This window comes from Kitasatospora sp. NBC_01250, from assembly GCF_036226465.1.
Classification (GTDB): Bacteria; Actinomycetota; Actinomycetes; order Streptomycetales; family Streptomycetaceae; genus Kitasatospora.
Genome location: NZ_CP108476.1, coordinates 1711391 through 1728861 on the forward strand (window position 1 = coordinate 1711391; position 17471 = coordinate 1728861).

The 17471-nt window shown below is 76.9% G+C and carries 1 protein-coding gene and 9 pseudogenes; all 10 read right to left on the minus strand.

The features are described 5' to 3' along the window. Positions 1-9: 9 nt before the first annotated feature. A pseudogene (locus OG500_RS38080) lies at positions 10-8883 on the minus strand (SDR family NAD(P)-dependent oxidoreductase); the annotation flags it as partial. A gap of 84 nt (positions 8884-8967) precedes the next feature. After that, a pseudogene (locus OG500_RS38085) lies at positions 8968-9468 on the minus strand (polyketide synthase dehydratase domain-containing protein); the annotation flags it as partial. After that, a pseudogene (locus OG500_RS38090) lies at positions 9469-12414 on the minus strand (type I polyketide synthase); the annotation flags it as partial. It lies immediately after the preceding pseudogene. A 56-nt stretch (positions 12415-12470) separates the two neighbouring features. Next, entirely contained in the window at positions 12471-13280 is an 810-nt protein-coding gene (locus tag OG500_RS38095; protein WP_442907128.1) for a beta-ketoacyl reductase, read from the minus strand. 21 nt (positions 13281-13301) lie between these two features. Further along, positions 13302-14699 (minus strand): annotated as a pseudogene (locus tag OG500_RS38100) (beta-ketoacyl reductase); the annotation flags it as partial. Then, positions 14682-15545: pseudogene (locus tag OG500_RS38105) on the minus strand (acyltransferase domain-containing protein); the annotation flags it as partial. The pseudogenes OG500_RS38105 and OG500_RS38100, both read right to left, overlap by 18 nt. A 12-nt stretch (positions 15546-15557) precedes the next feature. Then, positions 15558-15938, minus strand: a pseudogene (locus OG500_RS38110) (ketoacyl-synthetase C-terminal extension domain-containing protein); the annotation flags it as partial. 24 nt (positions 15939-15962) lie between these two features. Next, positions 15963-16307 (minus strand): annotated as a pseudogene (locus tag OG500_RS38115) (hypothetical protein); the annotation flags it as partial. A gap of 30 nt (positions 16308-16337) precedes the next feature. Continuing rightward, positions 16338-16982 (minus strand): annotated as a pseudogene (locus OG500_RS38120) (polyketide synthase); the annotation flags it as partial. A gap of 162 nt (positions 16983-17144) precedes the next feature. Continuing rightward, a pseudogene (locus OG500_RS38125) lies at positions 17145-17453 on the minus strand (acyl carrier protein); the annotation flags it as partial. Positions 17454-17471 lie beyond the last annotated feature (18 nt).

Below are 17471 nucleotides of genomic sequence, written 5' to 3' on the forward strand. Positions count from 1 at the left end.
CGCGGGCAGCGGGCGGAAGACCAGTGAGTCGATGGTGGCGACCGGCGCGCCAGAAGCGTCGGTGAAGCGGGCCGACACGGTCTCGGGCGTGTGGCGGACCAGCTCCACCCCGACCGCGGCGGCGCCGGTGGCGTGCACCCGGATCCCGTTCCAGGAGAAGGGCAGCAGCACCTCACCGGTACTGTCCGAGGTGGCGGCCAGCGCGTGCATGGCGGCGTCCAGCAGCACCGGGTGCAGGCCGAACCCGTCCGCGTCGCCGGTGGGCAGCGCCACCTCGGCGACCAGGGCGCCGGGGAGCTCGCGCACCGTGCGCAGCGCGCGGAAGGCGGGGCCGTAGGCGTAGCCGCGCGCGGTGAGCGTGGCGTACACGTCGTCGACGTCGTAGGCGGTGCCGCCCTCGGGGAGCGCGGCGGGGGCGGGCGCGGCTTCGGTGCTCGCGGCGACGGCGAGCACGGCGGTGCCGTGCGCGGTCCACGGCGTGCCGTCGCCGGCCTGTGAGTGCAGGCGCACGGTGCGCCGCCCCTGCGCGTCCGGCTCGGCGACGGTGACCTGCAGGCGCACCGGACCGGCCGCGGGCAGCAGCAGCGGGGCGTCCAGGGTCAGTTCCTCCACCAGGTCGCAGCCCACCGCCAGACCGGCGTGGACCACCAGGTCGACGAAGCCGGTGCCAGGGAAGAGGGTGCGGCCCGCGACCACGTGGTCGGCCAGCCACGGCTGCTCGGCCAGGTCCAGCCGGCCGGTGAGCACCAGTCCGGCGCCGCCCGCGAACGGGACGGCCGTGCTGAGCAGCGGGTGGCCGCCGGGCTCGACGGCCACCGGTCCGGGCGCCGCCAGCCAGAAGCGGCGGCGCTGGAAGGCGTAGGTGGGCAGGTCGACCGTCCGGGTGCCGGTGCGGGTGCTGGTGCCCTTGTCGGTGCCGTTGTCGGCGCCGTTGGCCGCATCGGCGCCGGGCAGGAAGGTGTCCCAGTCGACGGCGGCGCCGTGGGCGTACAGGGCGCCCAGGGCCGAACGGACGGCCTCGGGCTCCTCGCGCCCCGGGCGCAGCAGCGGGATCACCACGCTCTCGGTGCCGGCCAGGCACTCCTGGGCCATCGGGGCCAGCGCGGCCGAGGGGCCGATCTCCAGGTAGCGGCTCACCCCCTCCTCGTGCAGGGTGCGCACGCCGTCCGCGAAGCGGACCGCCTGCCGGGCGTGGCGTACCCAGTAGTCGGCGGTCACCAGGTCCTCGCCGGTGGCGAGCCGGCCGGTCACGGTGGAGACGACGGGCAAGGTGGGTGGCGTGAAGGCGAGTTGGCCGACGACGGCGGCGAAGTCGTCCAGCACCGGGTCCATCAGCGGCGAGTGGAAGGCGTGGCCGACCGCCAGCCGCTTGGTGCGCCGGCCCTGGGCGGCGAAGAGCTCGCGCACCGCGAGCACACCCTCCTCGGCGCCCGACACCACGACGGCCTCGGGCCCGTTGACGGCGGCGATCGCCACCCCGGTCCGGTCGGCCAGCGCGGCGAGCACCTCCTCCTCGGTGGCCGCCAGCGCCACCATGGCACCGCCGTCCGGCAGTTGCTGCATCAGCCGGCCGCGGGCCGCGACCAGCCGGCAGGCGTCGGGCAGCGAGAGCACCCCGGCGACGTGCGCCGCCGCGATCTCGCCGACCGAGTGGCCGAGCAGGACGTCCGGGACCAGGCCCCGGCTCTCGGCCAGCCGGTGCAGCGCGATCTGGGTCGCGAAGAGCGCGGGCTGGGCGAACTCGGTGCGCTCCAGGGACCGTTCGTCCGCACCGAAGACCAACTCGGCGAGCGGGACAGCCAGTTCCAGCTGCTCGGCGACCGCGTCGAAGGCCGCCGCGTAGACCGGGAACTCCTGGTACAGCCGGTGCCCCATCCGGTGGCGCTGGGAGCCCTGGCCGGAGAAGAGCAGCGCGGTGCGGCCCTCCAGCACCCGCCCGGCGTCGAGCGGGCCGCGCAGCCGTTCGAGCGCCTCGGACGTCCCGGCGGCGAAGACCACCGCCCGGTGCTCGAAGGCGGTGCGGCTGTGCACCAGCGCGTGGGCCACGTCGGCCGGTTGGAGCTCGGGACGGAGCGCCAGATGGTCGGCGAGGGCGCGGGCCTGGGCGACCAGGCCCGCGGCGGTGGGCGCGGCGATCGGCAGCGGGACGGGAGCGGCCGGGGCGTCGTCGGCGGGCCGCGGTTCCGTCGCCGGTTCGGCGGCCGGTTCGGCGGCCGGTTCCGGGGCGTGTTCGAGGATGACGTGCGCGTTGGTGCCGCTGACGCCGAAGGAGGAGACCGCCGCCCGGCGCCTGCCCTCGCGCTCGGGCCAGGGCAGGTTCTCGGTGAGCAGCCGGACCTCGCCCGCCGACCAGTCGACCTGGCTGGTGGGGCGCTCGGCGTGCAGGGTCCGCGGCAGCACCCCGTTCTGCATGGCCAGCACCGTCTTGATCACCCCGCCGACGCCGGCAGCGGCCTGGGCGTGGCCGATGTTGGACTTCAACGAGCCGAGCCAGAGCGGGCGGTCGCGGTCCTGGCCGTAGGCGGCGATCAGCGCGCCGGCCTCGATCGGGTCGCCGAGCCGGGTGCCGGTGCCGTGCGCCTCCACCGCGTCGACGTCGGCGGGCGTGAGCCCGGCGGCGGCCAGCGCACCGCGGATGACCCGCTGCTGGGCGCGCCCGTTGGGGGCGGTCAGGCCGTTGGAGGCGCCGTCGGAGTTGACCGCGCTGCCCGCGACGACCGCCAGCACCCGGTGGCCCAGCCGCCGGGCCCGGGAGAGCCGTTCGAGGACCAGCACGCCGGCGCCCTCCGCCCAGCCGGTGCCGTCGGCGTCCTCGGAGAACGCCTTGCACCGGCCGTCGTCGGCCAGCCCGCGCTGGCGGGAGAACTCGACGAACACGTCGGGCGTCGACATCACCGTGACACCACCGGCCAGCGCCAGCTCGCACTCGCCCGCGCGCAGCGCCTGGCCCGCGAGGTGCAGCGCCACCAGGGAGGAGGAGCAGGCGGTGTCCACGGTGAGCACCGGACCCTCCAGGCCCAGCACGTAGGCGATCCGGCCGGACGCGACGCTGGAGGCGCTGCCGGTGCCCAGGTAGCCCTCCAGCTCCTCGGGGTTGGCGGAGAGCCGGGTCCGGTAGTCCTGCTGGACCTGGCCGACGAAGACGCCGGTGCGGCTGCCGCGCAGCGCCGAGGGGTCGAGCCCGGCGCGCTCCAGCGCCTCCCAGGAGGTCTCCAGGAGCAGGCGCTGCTGCGGGTCCATCGCCAGCGCCTCGCGCGGCGAGATGCCGAAGAACTCGGGGTCGAAGTCGGCCGCCTCGTGCAGGAAGCCGCCGCGCCGGGTGGTGGCGGTGCCGCGGTGCTCGGGGTCGGGGTGGTAGAGCGCCGCCAGGTCCCAGCCGCGGTCGGTGGGGAAGCCGGTGGTGCCGTCCCCGCCGGCCAGCACCAGCTCCCAGAGCTGCTCGGGGGTGCTGACACCGCCGGGGAACCGGCAGGCCATGCCGACCACCGCGATCGGGTCACCGGCGTCGGCCGCCGGGCCGTCGGCGGCGTACTCGGCACCCTCGCCGGTCAGCTCGGCGTGCAGGCGCTCGGCCAGCGCGGCCGGGGTGGGGTGGTCGAAGACGACGGTGGCGGGCAGCGTCAGGCCGGTGGCGGCGTTGAGCCGCCGACGCAGGTCCACGGCCATCAGCGAGTCGAATCCGGCCTCGCGCAGTGCCAGCGAGGGGCGCACCGCCGCGCTCTCGCTGTGGCCGAGCACGGCGGCCATCTGGGTGCGCACCAGTCGCAGCAGGTCCTCGGGGCGCCAGGCACCGGCGGGCCCGGCGGGAGCCGCGACGGGCATCGGCGCGATGGGTGCCGCGGTCGCCGTCGGCGCGGTGGGGCGGGCCCGGTCGGGGAGCCAGTAGCGGGTGCGTTGGAAGGGATAGGTGGGCAGCTCGGCCCTGGCACCCTCGCCCAGGAGCAGCGGCCAGGCGACCGGGACGCCCGCGGTGTGGGCCTGGGCGGCGGAGGTCAGGAAACGGTCCCAGCCGCCGTCGTCACGGCGCAGCGTGCCCGTGGCATCGGGCAGCGCGCTCGCCAGCACCGGATGCGGACTGCACTCGACGAACACGGCCTCACCCAGCGAGGCCACCGCCTGCTCGAAGAGCACCGTACTGCGCAGATTCTCGTACCAGTACGCGGCGTCAAGGGTGGTGGTGTCGATCCGGCCACCAGTGACCGAGGAGTGGAACGGAATACGGGACGGACGCGGGGACACCCCAGCGAGAGCGTCGAGGACCTCCGCACGGATCAGCTCCACCTGCACCGAGTGCGAGGCGTAGTCCACCGCGATCCGGCGCGGCTGCACACCCGCCACGGTCAGCGCCGCGAAGACCTCCTCGAGCGGGGCACTCGCACCCGCGATCACCGTGGCAGCCGGACCGTTGACCGCAGCAACCTCCACCCCGGCGCGCAGGAACGGCTCGACATCGGCACGCGGGAGCGCGACCGAGACCATGCCACCACGGCCCGCGAGAGCACCGGCGATCGCCTTCGAGCGCAACGCCACCACCCGAGCACCGTCCGCCAACGACAGGGCACCCGCCACACAGGCCGCCGCGATCTCACCCTGCGAATGACCCACCACCGCCGACGGCACCACACCAGCGGCCTCCCACACCGCCGCCAACGACACCATCACCGCCCACAACACCGGCTGCACCACATCCACGCGGCCCAACAACTCCGCGTCCCCCAGCACCTCCACCAACTCCCACTCCACGAACGGCGCCAACGCCGCCGCACACTCCCCCATCCGCGCCGCGAACACCGGCGAGGACACCAACAACTCCCGCCCCATCCCCACCCACTGCGACCCCTGACCCGGAAACACGAGCACCGGCAAGCCGGTTCGCCGCGCCACACCGGTGACGGTGCGCGCGTCCGCCTCCCCGGCGGCGAGCGCGGCCAGCGCGGCGGTCAACTGGGCGTGGTCCGCGACGACCTGGACGGCGCGGTACTCGAAGCCCGACCGCCGGGCGGCCAGCGCCCTGGCGACCTCGGCCAGGGGCAGCTCGGGGTGTGCGCCGAGGTGGGCCAGCAGCCCGGCCGCCTGGTCGCGCAGTGCCTGCGGGGTGCGTGCCGCGAGCACCACGGGCAGCACCGAAGGATCAGCCGAGGCGGCCAACTCGACCGGCTCGGGGGCCTGTTCGAGGATCACGTGGGCGTTGGTGCCGCTCACGCCGAAGGAGGAGACACCGGCCCGCCGGGCCCGACCGGTCGTCGGCCAGGCCGTCTGCTCGACGGCCAGCCGGACCTGGCCGGCGCTCCAGTCGACCTGGCTGGAGGGGGTGTCGACGTGCAGCGTGCGCGGGACGGCGCCGTGGCGCATCGCCAGCACCATCTTGATCACGCCACCGACCCCGGCCGCCGCCTGGGCATGCCCGACGTTGGACTTCAACGAGCCGAGCCACAGGGGCTGTTCCGGCGACCGGCCCTGCCCGTAGGTGGCCAGCAGCGCCTGCGCCTCGATCGGGTCGCCCAGCCGCGTCCCCGTCCCGTGCGCCTCCACCACGTCCACATCCGCCGTCGACAGCCCCGCGTTCGCCAGTGCGCGGCGGATGACCCGCTGCTGGGAGGGGCCGTTGGGCGCCGTCAGACCGTTGGACGCGCCGTCGGAGTTGACCGCCGAACCGCGCACCACCGCGAGCACCGGGTGACCGAGCCGCTCGGCGTCGGAGAGCCGCTCCAGCACCAGCAGACCCGCACCCTCCGCCCAGCCCGTGCCGTCGGCGCCGTCGGCGAAGGCCTTGCACCGCCCGTCGGCGGACAGGCCGCGCTGGCGGGAGAACTCCACGAAGATCTCCGGGGTCGCCATCACGGTGACGCCGCCGGCCAGTGCCAGCTCGCACTCCCCTGCGCGCAGCGCCTGCGCCGCCAGGTGCAGCGCCACCAGCGAGGAGGAGCAGGCCGTGTCCACGGTGACCGCGGGCCCCTCCAGGCCGAAGGTGTAGGCCAGGCGGCCCGAGGCCACGCTGGAGGCGCGGCCGGTGCCCAGGTGCCCGGCGAGGTCGGCGGGCGCGTCGAGCAGCGTGCCGTACTGCTGGGCGAAGGCGCCGACGAAGACGCCGGTCGCCGAGCCGCGCAGCGACCCCGCGTCGATGCCCGCCCGCTCCAGCGCCTCCCAGGCCACCTCCAGGAGCAGCCGCTGCTGCGGGTCCATCGCCAGCGCCTCGCGCGGCGCGATGCCGAAGAACTCCGCGTCGAAGTCGGCCGCCTCGGGCAGGAAACCGCCGAAGCGGGTGGCGCTGGTGTCGGTCCGCTCCGGGTCGGGGTCGGCCAGCCGGTCGAGATCCCAGCCGCGGTCGGCCGGGAACTCGGCGACGGCGTCGACGCCGTCCCGCACCAGGGCCCACAGGTCCTCCGGGGAGGCGACCCCGCCGGGGAAGCGGCAGCCCATCGCGACGATCGCGATCGGCTCGTCCTGCGCCGCGGCGACCGGCGCGACGGCCTCAGGTGAGGGCGAGGACGAGGGCGCGGCAGCGGGCGCGGCGGCCCCGAGCTCCGCGTCCAGCAGCTCGGCGACCGCCTGCGGGGTGGGGTGGTCGAAGACGGTGGTGGCGGGCAGCCGCAGGCCGGTCGCGGTGTCCAGCCGGTTGCGCAGCTCGACCGAGGTCAGCGAGTCGAAGCCCAGTGCGCGGAACGGCCGTTCGGGGTCGAGCGCAGCGGCGTCGCGGTGGCCGAGCACCGCCGCGGTCAGGTCGAGCACCAGGTCGAGCAGCAACCGGCGGCGCTCGGCGGCGCCCAGGGCGGGCAGCCGCTCGGCGAGCGGTGCCCGGCCGCCGCCGGTCCGCCGGGCGGCGGGCGCGGGCCCGGCCAGCCGGCGCAGCAGCGGTGAGCGGGTGGCCAGTTCGGGCGCGAGCGGGTCGAGGGCGATCGGCAGCAGCACGGCCTCGTCGCGCAGCAGGGCCGCGTCGAACAGCTCCAGCGCGTGCGCGGGGTCCAGCGGCAGGATGCCGGCGCGGGCCAGCCGGGCCCGGTCGGTCCCCGAGAGCGCCCCGGCCATCGAGCCGGCCGCCTCCCACAGCCCCCAGGCCAGCGAGCGGGCGGGCCGGCCCTGGGCGCGGCGCTGCTCGGCGAGCGCGTCCAGCGCGGCGTTGGCGGCGCCGTAGTGCGCCTGGCCGGGGTTGCCGAGGATGCCGGAGCCGGAGGAGTAGAGCACGAACTCGGCGAGGTCCAGCTCCCGGGTCAGCTCGTCCAGCAGGCGCGCGCCGTCCGCCTTGGGCGCCAGCACCTCGGCCAGCCGGCCCGGCGTCAGCGCGCCGACCGGGGCGTCGTCGACGACGCCGGCGGCGTGCACCACCGCGGTCAGCGGCCGGTCGGCGGGGATGCCGGCCAGCAGCTCGGCGAGCACCGCACGGTCGGTGACGTCGCAGGCGGCGACCTGCACGGTGGCGTCGAGGCCGCCCAGCTCCGGGCGCCGGGCGCCACGTCCGGTCAGCAGCAGGTGCCGCACGCCGTGCCGGGCGACCAGGTGCCGGGCGAGCAGGGTGCCGAGCGCGCCGGTGCCGCCGGTGATCAGCACGGTGCCCTCGGGGTCGAGCGGCGCGGGCACGGTGAGCACCACCTTGCCGGTGTGCCGGGCCTGGCTGACGTGCCGGAAGGCGGCCGGCGCCCGGCGCACCTCCCAGCAGGCGAGCGGCAGCGGGGTGAGCGCGCCCGCCTCGAACAGGGCGAGCAGCTCGGTGAGCATCGCGCCGATCCGCTCGGGCGCCGTCGCGGTCAGGTCGAAGGAGCGGTACTCGACGCCGGGGTGCGCCCGGGCGACCTCGGCCGGGTCGCGCAGGTCGGTCTTGCCCATCTCGACGAACCGCCCGCCGCGCGGCAGCAGCCGCAGCGAGGCGTCGACGAACTCGCCGGCCAGCGCGTCGAGCACGAGGTCGACGCCGGGGGCGAAGCGCTGCTCGAACTCCAGGGTCCGCGAGGAGGCGATGCGCTCCGCCGGGACGCCCAGCGCCCGCACCGCCGCCCACTTGGCCGGGCTCGCGGTGGCGTAGACGGTCGCGCCCAGGTGCTGGGCGAGCTGCACCGCGGCCATCCCGACGCCGCCCGCGGCGGCGTGCACCAGCACCGACCGGCCCGGGCGCAGGTCGCCCTCGGCGAGCAGGGCGTGGTGGGCGGTCAGGAAGGCGATCGGCACCGAGGCGGCGGTGGCGAAGGACCAGCCCTTCGGGACGGGCGCCAGCATCCGCGCGTCGGCGACCGCGGTCGGGCCGAACGCGCCGGGGACGATCCCGAACACCCGGTCGCCGACGGCGAGTCCGGTGACGCCGGGGCCGGTCTCGGTGACCACCCCGGCGGCCTCGTTGCCCATCTCGGCCGCGCCCGGGTAGACGTCCAGCGCGATCAGCACGTCCCGGAAGTTCAGCCCGGCGGCCCGCACCGCGATCCGCACCTCGCCCGCCGCGAGCGCGCGGTGCGCGACCGGCACCAGGGCCAGACCGTCCAGGCTGCCGCGGGGCGCGGCGTCCAGTCGCCAGGCGTCGGCGCCCGCCGGCAGGTGGAGCAGGTCCTCGTCGGTGACCCGGGCGAGCACCGGGACGAAGGCCGCCCCGTGCCGGATCGCCAGCTGCGGCTCACCGCCGGCCAGGGCCCGGCCCAGCGCGGCGGCCGAGTCGGGGTGCCCGTCGAGGTCGACCAGGGTGAAGCGGCCCGGGTGCTCGGCCTGGACGGTGCGCAGCAGGCCCCAGACGGCCGCCGCGGCGGCGTCGACGGCCTGGTCGGCCGTGCCGGTCCGCACGGCGCCCTGGGTGGTGACGACCAGCGGGGTGGTGCCGGGCAGCGCGAGCCGGCGCTGGACCAGCTCCAGCGCCTCGGCGGGGGTCGCGCAGCGGACCACGTCGGCCGTGCCCTCGTCCGGCACCGCACCGGCACCGTCACCGTCGGCCGCCTGATCGCCGAGCGGCTGTGCGGTCCACTCGACGCGGTACAGCTCCGGGGCCTTGCGGGGCGTGCCGCGCAGGGTCAGCGAGCCTACCGAGGCGACCGGCGCGCCGGTCGCGTCCGCGAGGTCGAGCGCGACGGCCCGGTCGCCGGCGGCCGTCAGCCGCACCCGCAGCAGGTCGGCGCCGGGGGTGTGCAGCGTCACGTCCTGCCAGGAGAAGGGCAGTTGTCCCGCGGTGCGCTCGCCGAGCAGGCCGGTGGCGTGCAGCGCGCAGTCGAGCAGCGCCGGGTGCAGGCCGTAGCGGGCGGCCGGGGTCCCGGGATCCAGGACGGCCTCGGCGAACACCTCCGCGCCCCGGCGCCAGGCGCGGCGCAGCCCCTGGAAGGCGGGGCCGTAGCCGAACCCGGCGGCGGCCAGGCGCGGGTAGAGCGACTCGACGTCCAGCGCCTCGGCGCCGGCCGGCGGCCAGGCGGCCAGGTCCGCGACCGGCGGGCGCTCGGCGGCCGGGGCCAGGGTGCCGCTGGCGTGCCGGGTCCACGGCCCCTCGCCGTGGCGCGCGTGCACGGTGAGCCGGCGCCGGCCGTCCTCCTCCGGCTCGGCCACCCACAGCTGCCAGGCGGCCGAGCCGCCCGGTGCGAGTACGAGGGGTGCCTCGACGACGAGTTCCGCCACCCGCGGGCAGCCGGTGCGGGTTCCCGCGTGCAGCGCCGCGTCCAGGAAGGCGGTGGCGGGCACCAGCACCTCGCCGGACACCACGTGGTCGGCGAGCCAGCCGGGGGCCGCGCCGGAGACCGTACCGCTGAGCAACAGACCGCCCGCTGCGGGCAGTTCGGACTCCTGCGGGAGCAGCGGGTGGCCGCCGCGGGCCGGGCGCCCGGTCGGCGCCAGCCAGTAGTGCGCGCGCTGGAAGGCATAGGTGGGCAGGTCGGCGAGGGTGCCGCGGCCCAGGACGGCGTGCCAGTCCACCGCCCCGCCGCGGACGAAGAGTTCGCCGAGCGCCGCGTGGAGCGCGGCCACCGCGTCCTGGCCACGGCGCTGGGCGGCGATGCCGCCGGTCAGCGCGGTGAGGCTGCCGTCCGGGCCGACTTCGAGCAGGGTGGTGACCCCGGCCGCCCGGGCGGCGGCCAGCCCGTCCTGGAACAGCACGGCCTCGCGGGCGTGCCGGACCCAGTGCTCGGCGGTGCGCAGCAGTTCGGGGTCGGCGACCTCGCCGGTGCGGGTGGAGACCACGGTGCGCTGCGGCCGGTGGAGTTCGAGGGTGGCGAGCAGCGCCCGCAGGGGTTCCAGGGCGGGTTCGACCAGGGCGGAGTGGAAGGCGCGGTCGACCTCCAGCCGGCGGGAGCGGGGGAACTGCGCGGCGACGGCGAGGACGTCCTCCTCGGTGCCCGAGACCACCACGGAGTCGGGCCCGTTGACGGCCGCCAGGTCGGCCCGGCGCCCGGCCAGCAGCGGGCGGACCTCGGCCGGCGAAGCCGGCACGGCGACCATCGCGCCGGACTCCAGACGCTGCATCAGCCGGCCGCGTTCGACCACCACCCGGCAGGCGTCGGGCAGCGAGAAGACGCCCGCCAGGTGGGCGGCGGTCAGCTCGCCGAGCGAGTGGCCGAGCAGCAGATCGGCCACCACCCCCCAGGATTCGAGCAACCGGAAGAGCGCGACCTCGAAGGCGAACAGCGTGGGCTGGGCGTACTCGGTGCGGGCGAGCAGCGCCTGGTCGCCCGCGAAGACCAGCGCGCGCGGCGACCAGTCGACCAGCGCGTCCAGCTGCCCGCACACCGTATCGAAGGCCTCGGCGAAGACCGGGAAGCTCTCGTGCAGCCGACGGGCCGCGGCCACGCCCAGCGCCCCCTGACCGGCGAACACCACGCCCAGCGACAGCTCGCCGGCCGCCGCCGCGCCGCCGGCCACCCCGGCCGCGGCGCGGCCCTCGGCGAGGGCGTCGAGCCCCTCGGCGAGGTCCGCGTGGTCGGCGGCCAGCACCACGGCCCGGTACTCCAGGGCCGCCCGTCCGGTCGCCAGCGTCCGGGCGAGGTCGGCCAGCGGCACCTCGGCGTGCGGGAACTCCCGCAGCCGACGGGCCTGTTCGGCCAGCGCGCGGGCGCTGCGGGCGGACAGCGGGACCGGCACCGGGCCATCGGGCAGCGGCTCGGCGACGGGTTCCGCCGCGGCCACCGCCTCCAGCACCACGTGCGCGTTGGTCCCGCTCACCCCGAAGGCGGAGACGCCCGCGCGGCGCGGCTTCTCCCCCGCCGGCCACGGCACCGGGGCGGCGAGCAGCCGGACCTTTCCGGTCGACCAGTCGACGTTGGGCGTCGGCTGCTCGGCGTGCAGGCTGCGCGGCAGCACGCCGTGCCGCATCGCCATCACCATCTTGATCACGCCGCCGACGCCGGCGGCGGCCTGGGCGTGCCCGATGTTGGACTTCAACGAGCCGAGCCACAAAGGCTCCTGGCGGTCCTGCCCATAGGTGGCCAGCAGTGCCTGCGCCTCGATCGGGTCACCCAGCCGGGTGCCGGTGCCGTGCGCCTCCACCACGTCCACGTCCGCCGCCGACAGCCCGGCGTCCGCCAGCGCGTCACGGATCACCCGCTGCTGCGCCAGCCCGTTCGGCGCCGTCAGACCGTTGGAGGTCCCGTCCGAGTTGACCGCCGAGCCGCGCACCACCGCCAGCACCCGGTGCCCCAGCCGCTCGGCCACCGAGAGCCGCTCGACCAGCAGGACGCCGACGCCCTCGGACCAGATCGTGCCGTCGGCGGCTGCCGCGAACGGCTTGCAGCGGGCGTCCGCGGCCAGCCCCTGCTGCCGGGAGAACTCCACGAACGGCACCGGCGAGGCCATCACCGAGACCCCCGCGACCAGCGCCGCCGTGCACTCGCCGGAGCGCAGCGAGCGCCCGGCCAGGTGCAGGGCGACCAGCGAGGAGGAGCAGGCGGTGTCCACGGTGACGGCCGGCCCGGTCAGGCCCAGGAAGTACGCCAGCCGGCCGGAGACCACGCTGCCGCCGATGCCGGTCAGCACGTACCCGTCGACCTCCTCCGGCGCGTGCCGCGGGTCGCCGCCGTACTCCTGGTGCGCGGCGCCGACGAAGACGCCGGTGCGGCTGCCGCGCATCGAGCGCGGGTCGATGCCGGCCCGCTCCAGCACCTCCCAGGAGGCCTCCAGGAGCAGCCGTTGCTGCGGGTCCATCGCCAGCGCCTCGCGCGGCGCGATGCCGAAGAAGGCGGCGTCGAACTCGGCGGCGTCGTGCAGGAAGCCGCCCTCGCGCACGTAGCTGGTGCCCGGACCGCCCGCGGGGTCGTGGATCCGCCCGGTGTCCCAGCCGCGGTCGGTCGGGAAGCCGGAGATCGCGTCCCCGCCGTCGGCGACCAGCTGCCACAGCTGCTCGGGCGAACCGACGCCGCCGGGGTAGCGGCAGCTCATGCCGACCACGGCGAGCGGTTCGTGCTCGGCCGCGGAGATCTCGCGGATCTCGCGGCGCAGCCGCTCGGTCTCCTTCAGGGAGGCGCGCAGGGCGGCGGCGACTCGGTCCTCAGCCATCGGTGTTCAGCTCCAGTGTCGGCGCGGGCTCAGCGGGAATCGCCGTCGAGAGCGGCGCGGACCAGGTCGTCGAGGTCCATGGTGTCGATGCCGCTCTCCGGCTCGCCGACGACGGGGTCGGTGGCGGGAGCGGTGCGGGGCGCGGTGGCGGAGCCGTCGTCCGCCAGGTCGAGCAGCCGGTCGAGCAGGCCCGCCTGCCGCAGCCGGGCGAGCGGCAGGGACGCCAGCACGGCGCGGATCCTGGCCTCCTCGCCGGTCGGCGGCTCGCCGCCCTGCCCGGCCTCCTGCCCGGCGTCGTCGAGCAGCTCCAGCAGGTGGGCGGTGAGCGCCTGGACGGAGGGCCGTTCGAAGACCACCGTGACGGGCAGCGTCACCCCGGTGCGGGCGTTGAGGGCGCCGCGCAGGTCGACGGCGGCGAGCGAGTCCATGCCGAGCTCGGAGAACGGCGTCTCCAGGCCGACGGTCCGCTCGCCCCGGTGGCCGAGCGCCCTGGCGACCTCGGCGCGGACCACCGAGCGCACCTGGGCGGCCCGTTGCGGGGCGCCGAGGGCGCGCAGTTCGCGCCGCAGCGTCTCCGACGCGCCGTCGGCGGCCTGGTCGGCGGCCCCCTCGGCCGGATCGTCGGGCTGGTGGGCCGGCCTGCCGAGGGCGGCCAGCAGGGGCGCGGGGCGGGCGGCGGTGAAGGCGGGCAGGAACCGGTCCCAGTCCACGTCGGCGACGGTCACCTCGGCGCCGGTGCCCTCCACGGCCGCGCGCAGCGCCCGCAGTGCGGCCTCCGGGTCGAGCGCGCGCAGGCCGCGCCGGGCCAGGTGGTCGGCCTGGTCCCCCTCCTCGGCCATGCCCGGTGCGTCCCAGGGACCCCAGGCGATGGAGACCGCGTGCACACCGGCGGCGCGGCGCAGCCGGGCCAGGCCGTCGAGGAAGGCGTTGGCGGCGGCGTAGGCGCACTGGCCGCCGGCGCCCCAGACGCCGGAGATCGAGGAGAAGAGGACGAAGGCGTCGAGTTCGTCGTCGTCGAAGAGCTGGTCCAGGTGGACCGCGCCGATCACCTTGGCGGCGGTGATCTCGGCGAACCGCGCGAGGTCGAGTTCGGCGATCGGCGTGCGCTGGGAGAGTCCGGCCGCGTGCACGACGGTACGGAAGACCGCACCGCGCTCCCGCGCGTCGGTGATGACCGCCTCCAGTGCCTCCCGGTCGGTCACGTCGCAGCCGACCACCTCGGCCTGTGCGCCCAACTCGGCCAGCTCGGCGACCAGTTCAGCGGCTCCGGCGGCCTCGGGGCCGGACCGGCCGAGCAGCACCAGGCGTTCGGTGCCGTGCCGCGCCAGCCAGCGGGCGACCTGCGCACCGAGCCCGCCGGTGCCGCCGGTGATCAGCGCGGTGCCGCGCGGCTGCCAGCTGCCGGCCGAGCGGGCCCGCGGTGCGCGCACGATCCGGCGCCCGTGGACGCCGTCCGCCCGGATCGCCACCTGGTCCTCGGCCGCGCCCAGGACGGCGGCGAACCGCTCGCCGGCCGTCTCGTCGAAGACCGCGGGCAGGTCCACCAGGCCGCCCCAGCGCGCCGGGTGCTCCAGGGCCGCGACGCGGCCCAGCGCCCAGACGCCGCTGTGCTCCACCGCGTCCAGCGCCTCCTCGCCGACCGCGACCGCGCCGCGGGTGCCGAGCCAGAGCGGTGCCGCGAGCTCCGCGTCGCCCAGTGCCTGGACGAGCAGGTGGGTGAGCGCCCCGCCGACGGCCAGCCCCGGGTGGCCGGGGTGCAGCGCGACGTCGAGTGCCAGCAGCGAGAACACCCCGTCCGGGGGCGGAAGTTCGCGCAGCCGTTCGGCGATCGGGGCCCGGTCGTCGGCCGCCGAGAGGAAGAGCTCCACGGTGTCCGCGCCGAGCCGGGCGGCGCAGGCCCGCACCAGCTCGTGCTCCTCGAAGCCGGCCGGGGCGACCAGCAGCCAGCGACCGGCCGGGGCCGGGGCGGCGAGATCGTCGAGCCGCTGCCAGTCGACCTGGTAGTGCGTCGGATCCTCGACCTCGGCACCCTCCGGGCCGGTGGGCAGCCAGTAGTGCTCCCGCTGGAAGGCGTAGGTGGGCAGATCGGCGAGCCTGCCCTGGCCCAGCACCGCACGCCAGTCGATCTCGGCGCCCCGGACGTGGAGTTCGGCCACCGCCGCGAGCAGCGCCGTCACCCCGTCCCGCTCCCGGCGCTGCGCCGCGACACCGCCGGTCAGCGCCGACAGCGACCCGTCCGGCCCCACCTCCAGGAACACCTCGGCGCCCGCCGCTCGACCCGCCTGCAGCGCGTCGCCGAACAGCACCGCCTCCCGCGCGTGCCGCACCCAGTACTCCGGCGTGCACAGCAGCTCCGCGTCCGCCACCTCACCGGTCAGCCCCGAGACCACCGTGCGCGTCGGAGGCCGGAACTCCACCGCCTCCAGCACCGCCCGCAGCGGCCCCACCACCGGCTCCACCAGCGGCGAGTGGAAGGCCCGCTGCACCGCCAGGCGACGCGAGCGGTCGAACTGCGCCGCCACCGCCAGCACATCGGCCTCGGCACCCGAAACCACCACCGAGGAAGGCCCGTTCACCGCCGCCACCGACACCCGGCGACCCGCGAGCCGGGGCAGCACGTCCGCCACCGGCACCGGCAGCGCCACCATCGCCCCCGGCTCCATCCCCTCCATCAGCCGGCCGCGCTCCACCACCACCCGGCAGGCATCGGCGAGCGAGAACACCCCGGCCAGCTGCGCCGCCACCAGCTCCCCGAGCGAATGCCCCAGCATCACACCGGCCGACACGCCCCAGGACTCCAGCAACCGGAACAGCGCCACCTCGAAGGCGAACAGCGCCGGCTGCGCCACCTCCGTGCGCTCCAGCCCCTCCCCCGAGAACACCACCGCTCGCAGCGACCAGTCCACCAGGCCGTCCACCACCGCGCACACCTCGTCGAACGCCGCCGCGAAGACCGGATACGCCGCGCACAACTCCCGTGCCGCGCCCAGCCCCGACGACCCCTGCCCGGCGAACACCACACCCACCGACAGCCCGCCGGTGGCCGCCCGGCGGCCCGCCACCTCGGCCAGGCCGGCCAGCAGCTCCTCGTGCCCGGCGGCCACCAGTGCCGCGCGGTACTCGAAGCCGGTCCGGGAGGTGGCCAGCGTCCAGGCGGCGTCGCGCGGGTCCAGCCCGTCGGCGACGGCCGCCCGCAGCCGCCGGGCCTGCGCGGCCAGCGCCTGCGGGGTGCGCGCCGACAGCAGCACCGGCACCGGGCCCTGCGGCCGCGGCCCGGCCACGGACGGCGGTTCGACGACGGGCGCGGGGACCGCCTCCAGCACCACGTGGGCGTTGGTCCCGCTCACCCCGAAGGCGGAGACGCCCGCGCGGCGCGGTCGCTCCCCCGCCGGCCAGGGCACCGCGGCGGTCAGCAGCCGGACGTCACCGGTCGACCAGTCGACGTGCGGGGTCGGCTGCTCGGCGTGCAGGGTGCGCGGCAGCACGCCGTGCCGCATCGCCAGTACCGTCTTGATCACCCCGGCCACACCGGCGGCGGCCTGGGTGTGGCCGATGTTGGACTTCAACGAGCCGAGCCAGAGCGGCGCTTCGGCCGAGCGGCCCTGGCCGTAGGTGGCCAGCAGGGCGTCCGCCTCGATCGGGTCGCCCAGCCGGGTGCCCGTGCCGTGCGCCTCCACCAGGTCCACGTCCGCCGCCGACAGACCCGCGTTCGCCAGCGCCGCCCGGATCACCCGCTGCTGCGCCAGCCCGTTCGGCGCCGTCAGGCCGTTGGACGCGCCGTCGGAGTTGACCGCCGAACCGCGCAGCAGGGCGAGCACCGGGTGGCCGAGCCGCTCGGCGTCGGAGAGCCGCTCCAGCACCAGCATGCCCGCGCCCTCCGCCCAGCTGGTGCCGTCCGCCTCGGCGGCGAACGCCTTGCACCGGCCGTCGACCGCCAGCCCCTGCTGGCGGTCGAACTCCACGAAGACACCGGGGTTGGCCATCACCGTCGCACCGCCGGCCAGCGCGAGCGAGCACTCGCCGAGGGTCAGCGACTGCGCCGCCAGGTGGAGCGCGACCAGCGAGGACGAGCAGGCGGTGTCCACGGTGATCGCCGGGCCTTGGAGGTCCAGGGCGTAGGCGATCCGCCCCGAGGCCACCGCGCTGATCGTCCCGGTGAGCAGGTGGCCCTCCTGGGCGGCGGTGGACTCGTGCAGCCGCGGCCCGTAGTCCTGGGCCACCGCGCCCGCGAAAACGCCGATCCGGGCGCCCCGGACGGTGACCGGGTCGATCCCGGCACGCTCCAGCGCCTCCCAGGAGGTCTCCAGGAGCAGCCGCTGCTGCGGGTCCATGGCCAGCGCCTCGCGCGGCGAGATCCCGAAGAAGCCGGCGTCGAACCAGCCCGCGTCGTGCAGGAAGCCGCCCTGACGCACCGCCTGGGGCAGCCGTGCCAGGTCCCAGCCGCGGTCGGTCGGCAGCCCGCTGATCGCCTCGCCGCCGCGCTCGACCAGCTCCCACAGGCCCTCGGGGGTGTCCACGCCGCCGGGGAACCGGCAGGCCATCGCGACGATCGCGATCGGATCGTCCAGCGCCACCCGGCCACCGCCGGCGGCCCCGCCCCCGACCCCGGCCGGCTCGGCGTCGGTGCCGGCCGTCCGGTCGGCGAGGTAGCGGGCGAGTGCACCGGCGGTCGGGTGGCTGAAGACGGCCGTGACGGGGATCGCCGCCCCCGTGGCCGTGCTCAGCCGGTTGCGCAGTTCGAGCGCGGTGAGCGAGTCGAGCCCGATCTCCTTGAACGCGCGGTCCACCGCCACCTGTTCGCCGTCGGCCAGGCCGAGAACGTCGGCGAGCTGGGTGCGGACCAGGGCGAGCAGGTCCTTGGGGGTGACCGCCCGCTCGGGGGCCAGGGCCGGGGCCAGGACCGGAGCAGCCGCCGCGGTGCGGGCGGTGCCGTCCCCGGCGGGCAGCCAGTAGCGGCGGCGCTGGAAGGCGTAGCCGGGCAGCTCGACGCGGGTGCCGCCGCTGCCCAGCACGGCCGCCCAGTCGAGCGC

Excerpts from the sequence above, each read along its gene's own strand:
- OG500_RS38095 (WP_442907128.1), bottom strand. The coding sequence starts at position 13,280 with ATGGCCGAGGAGGGGGACCAGGCCGACCACCTGGCCCGGCGCGGCCTG.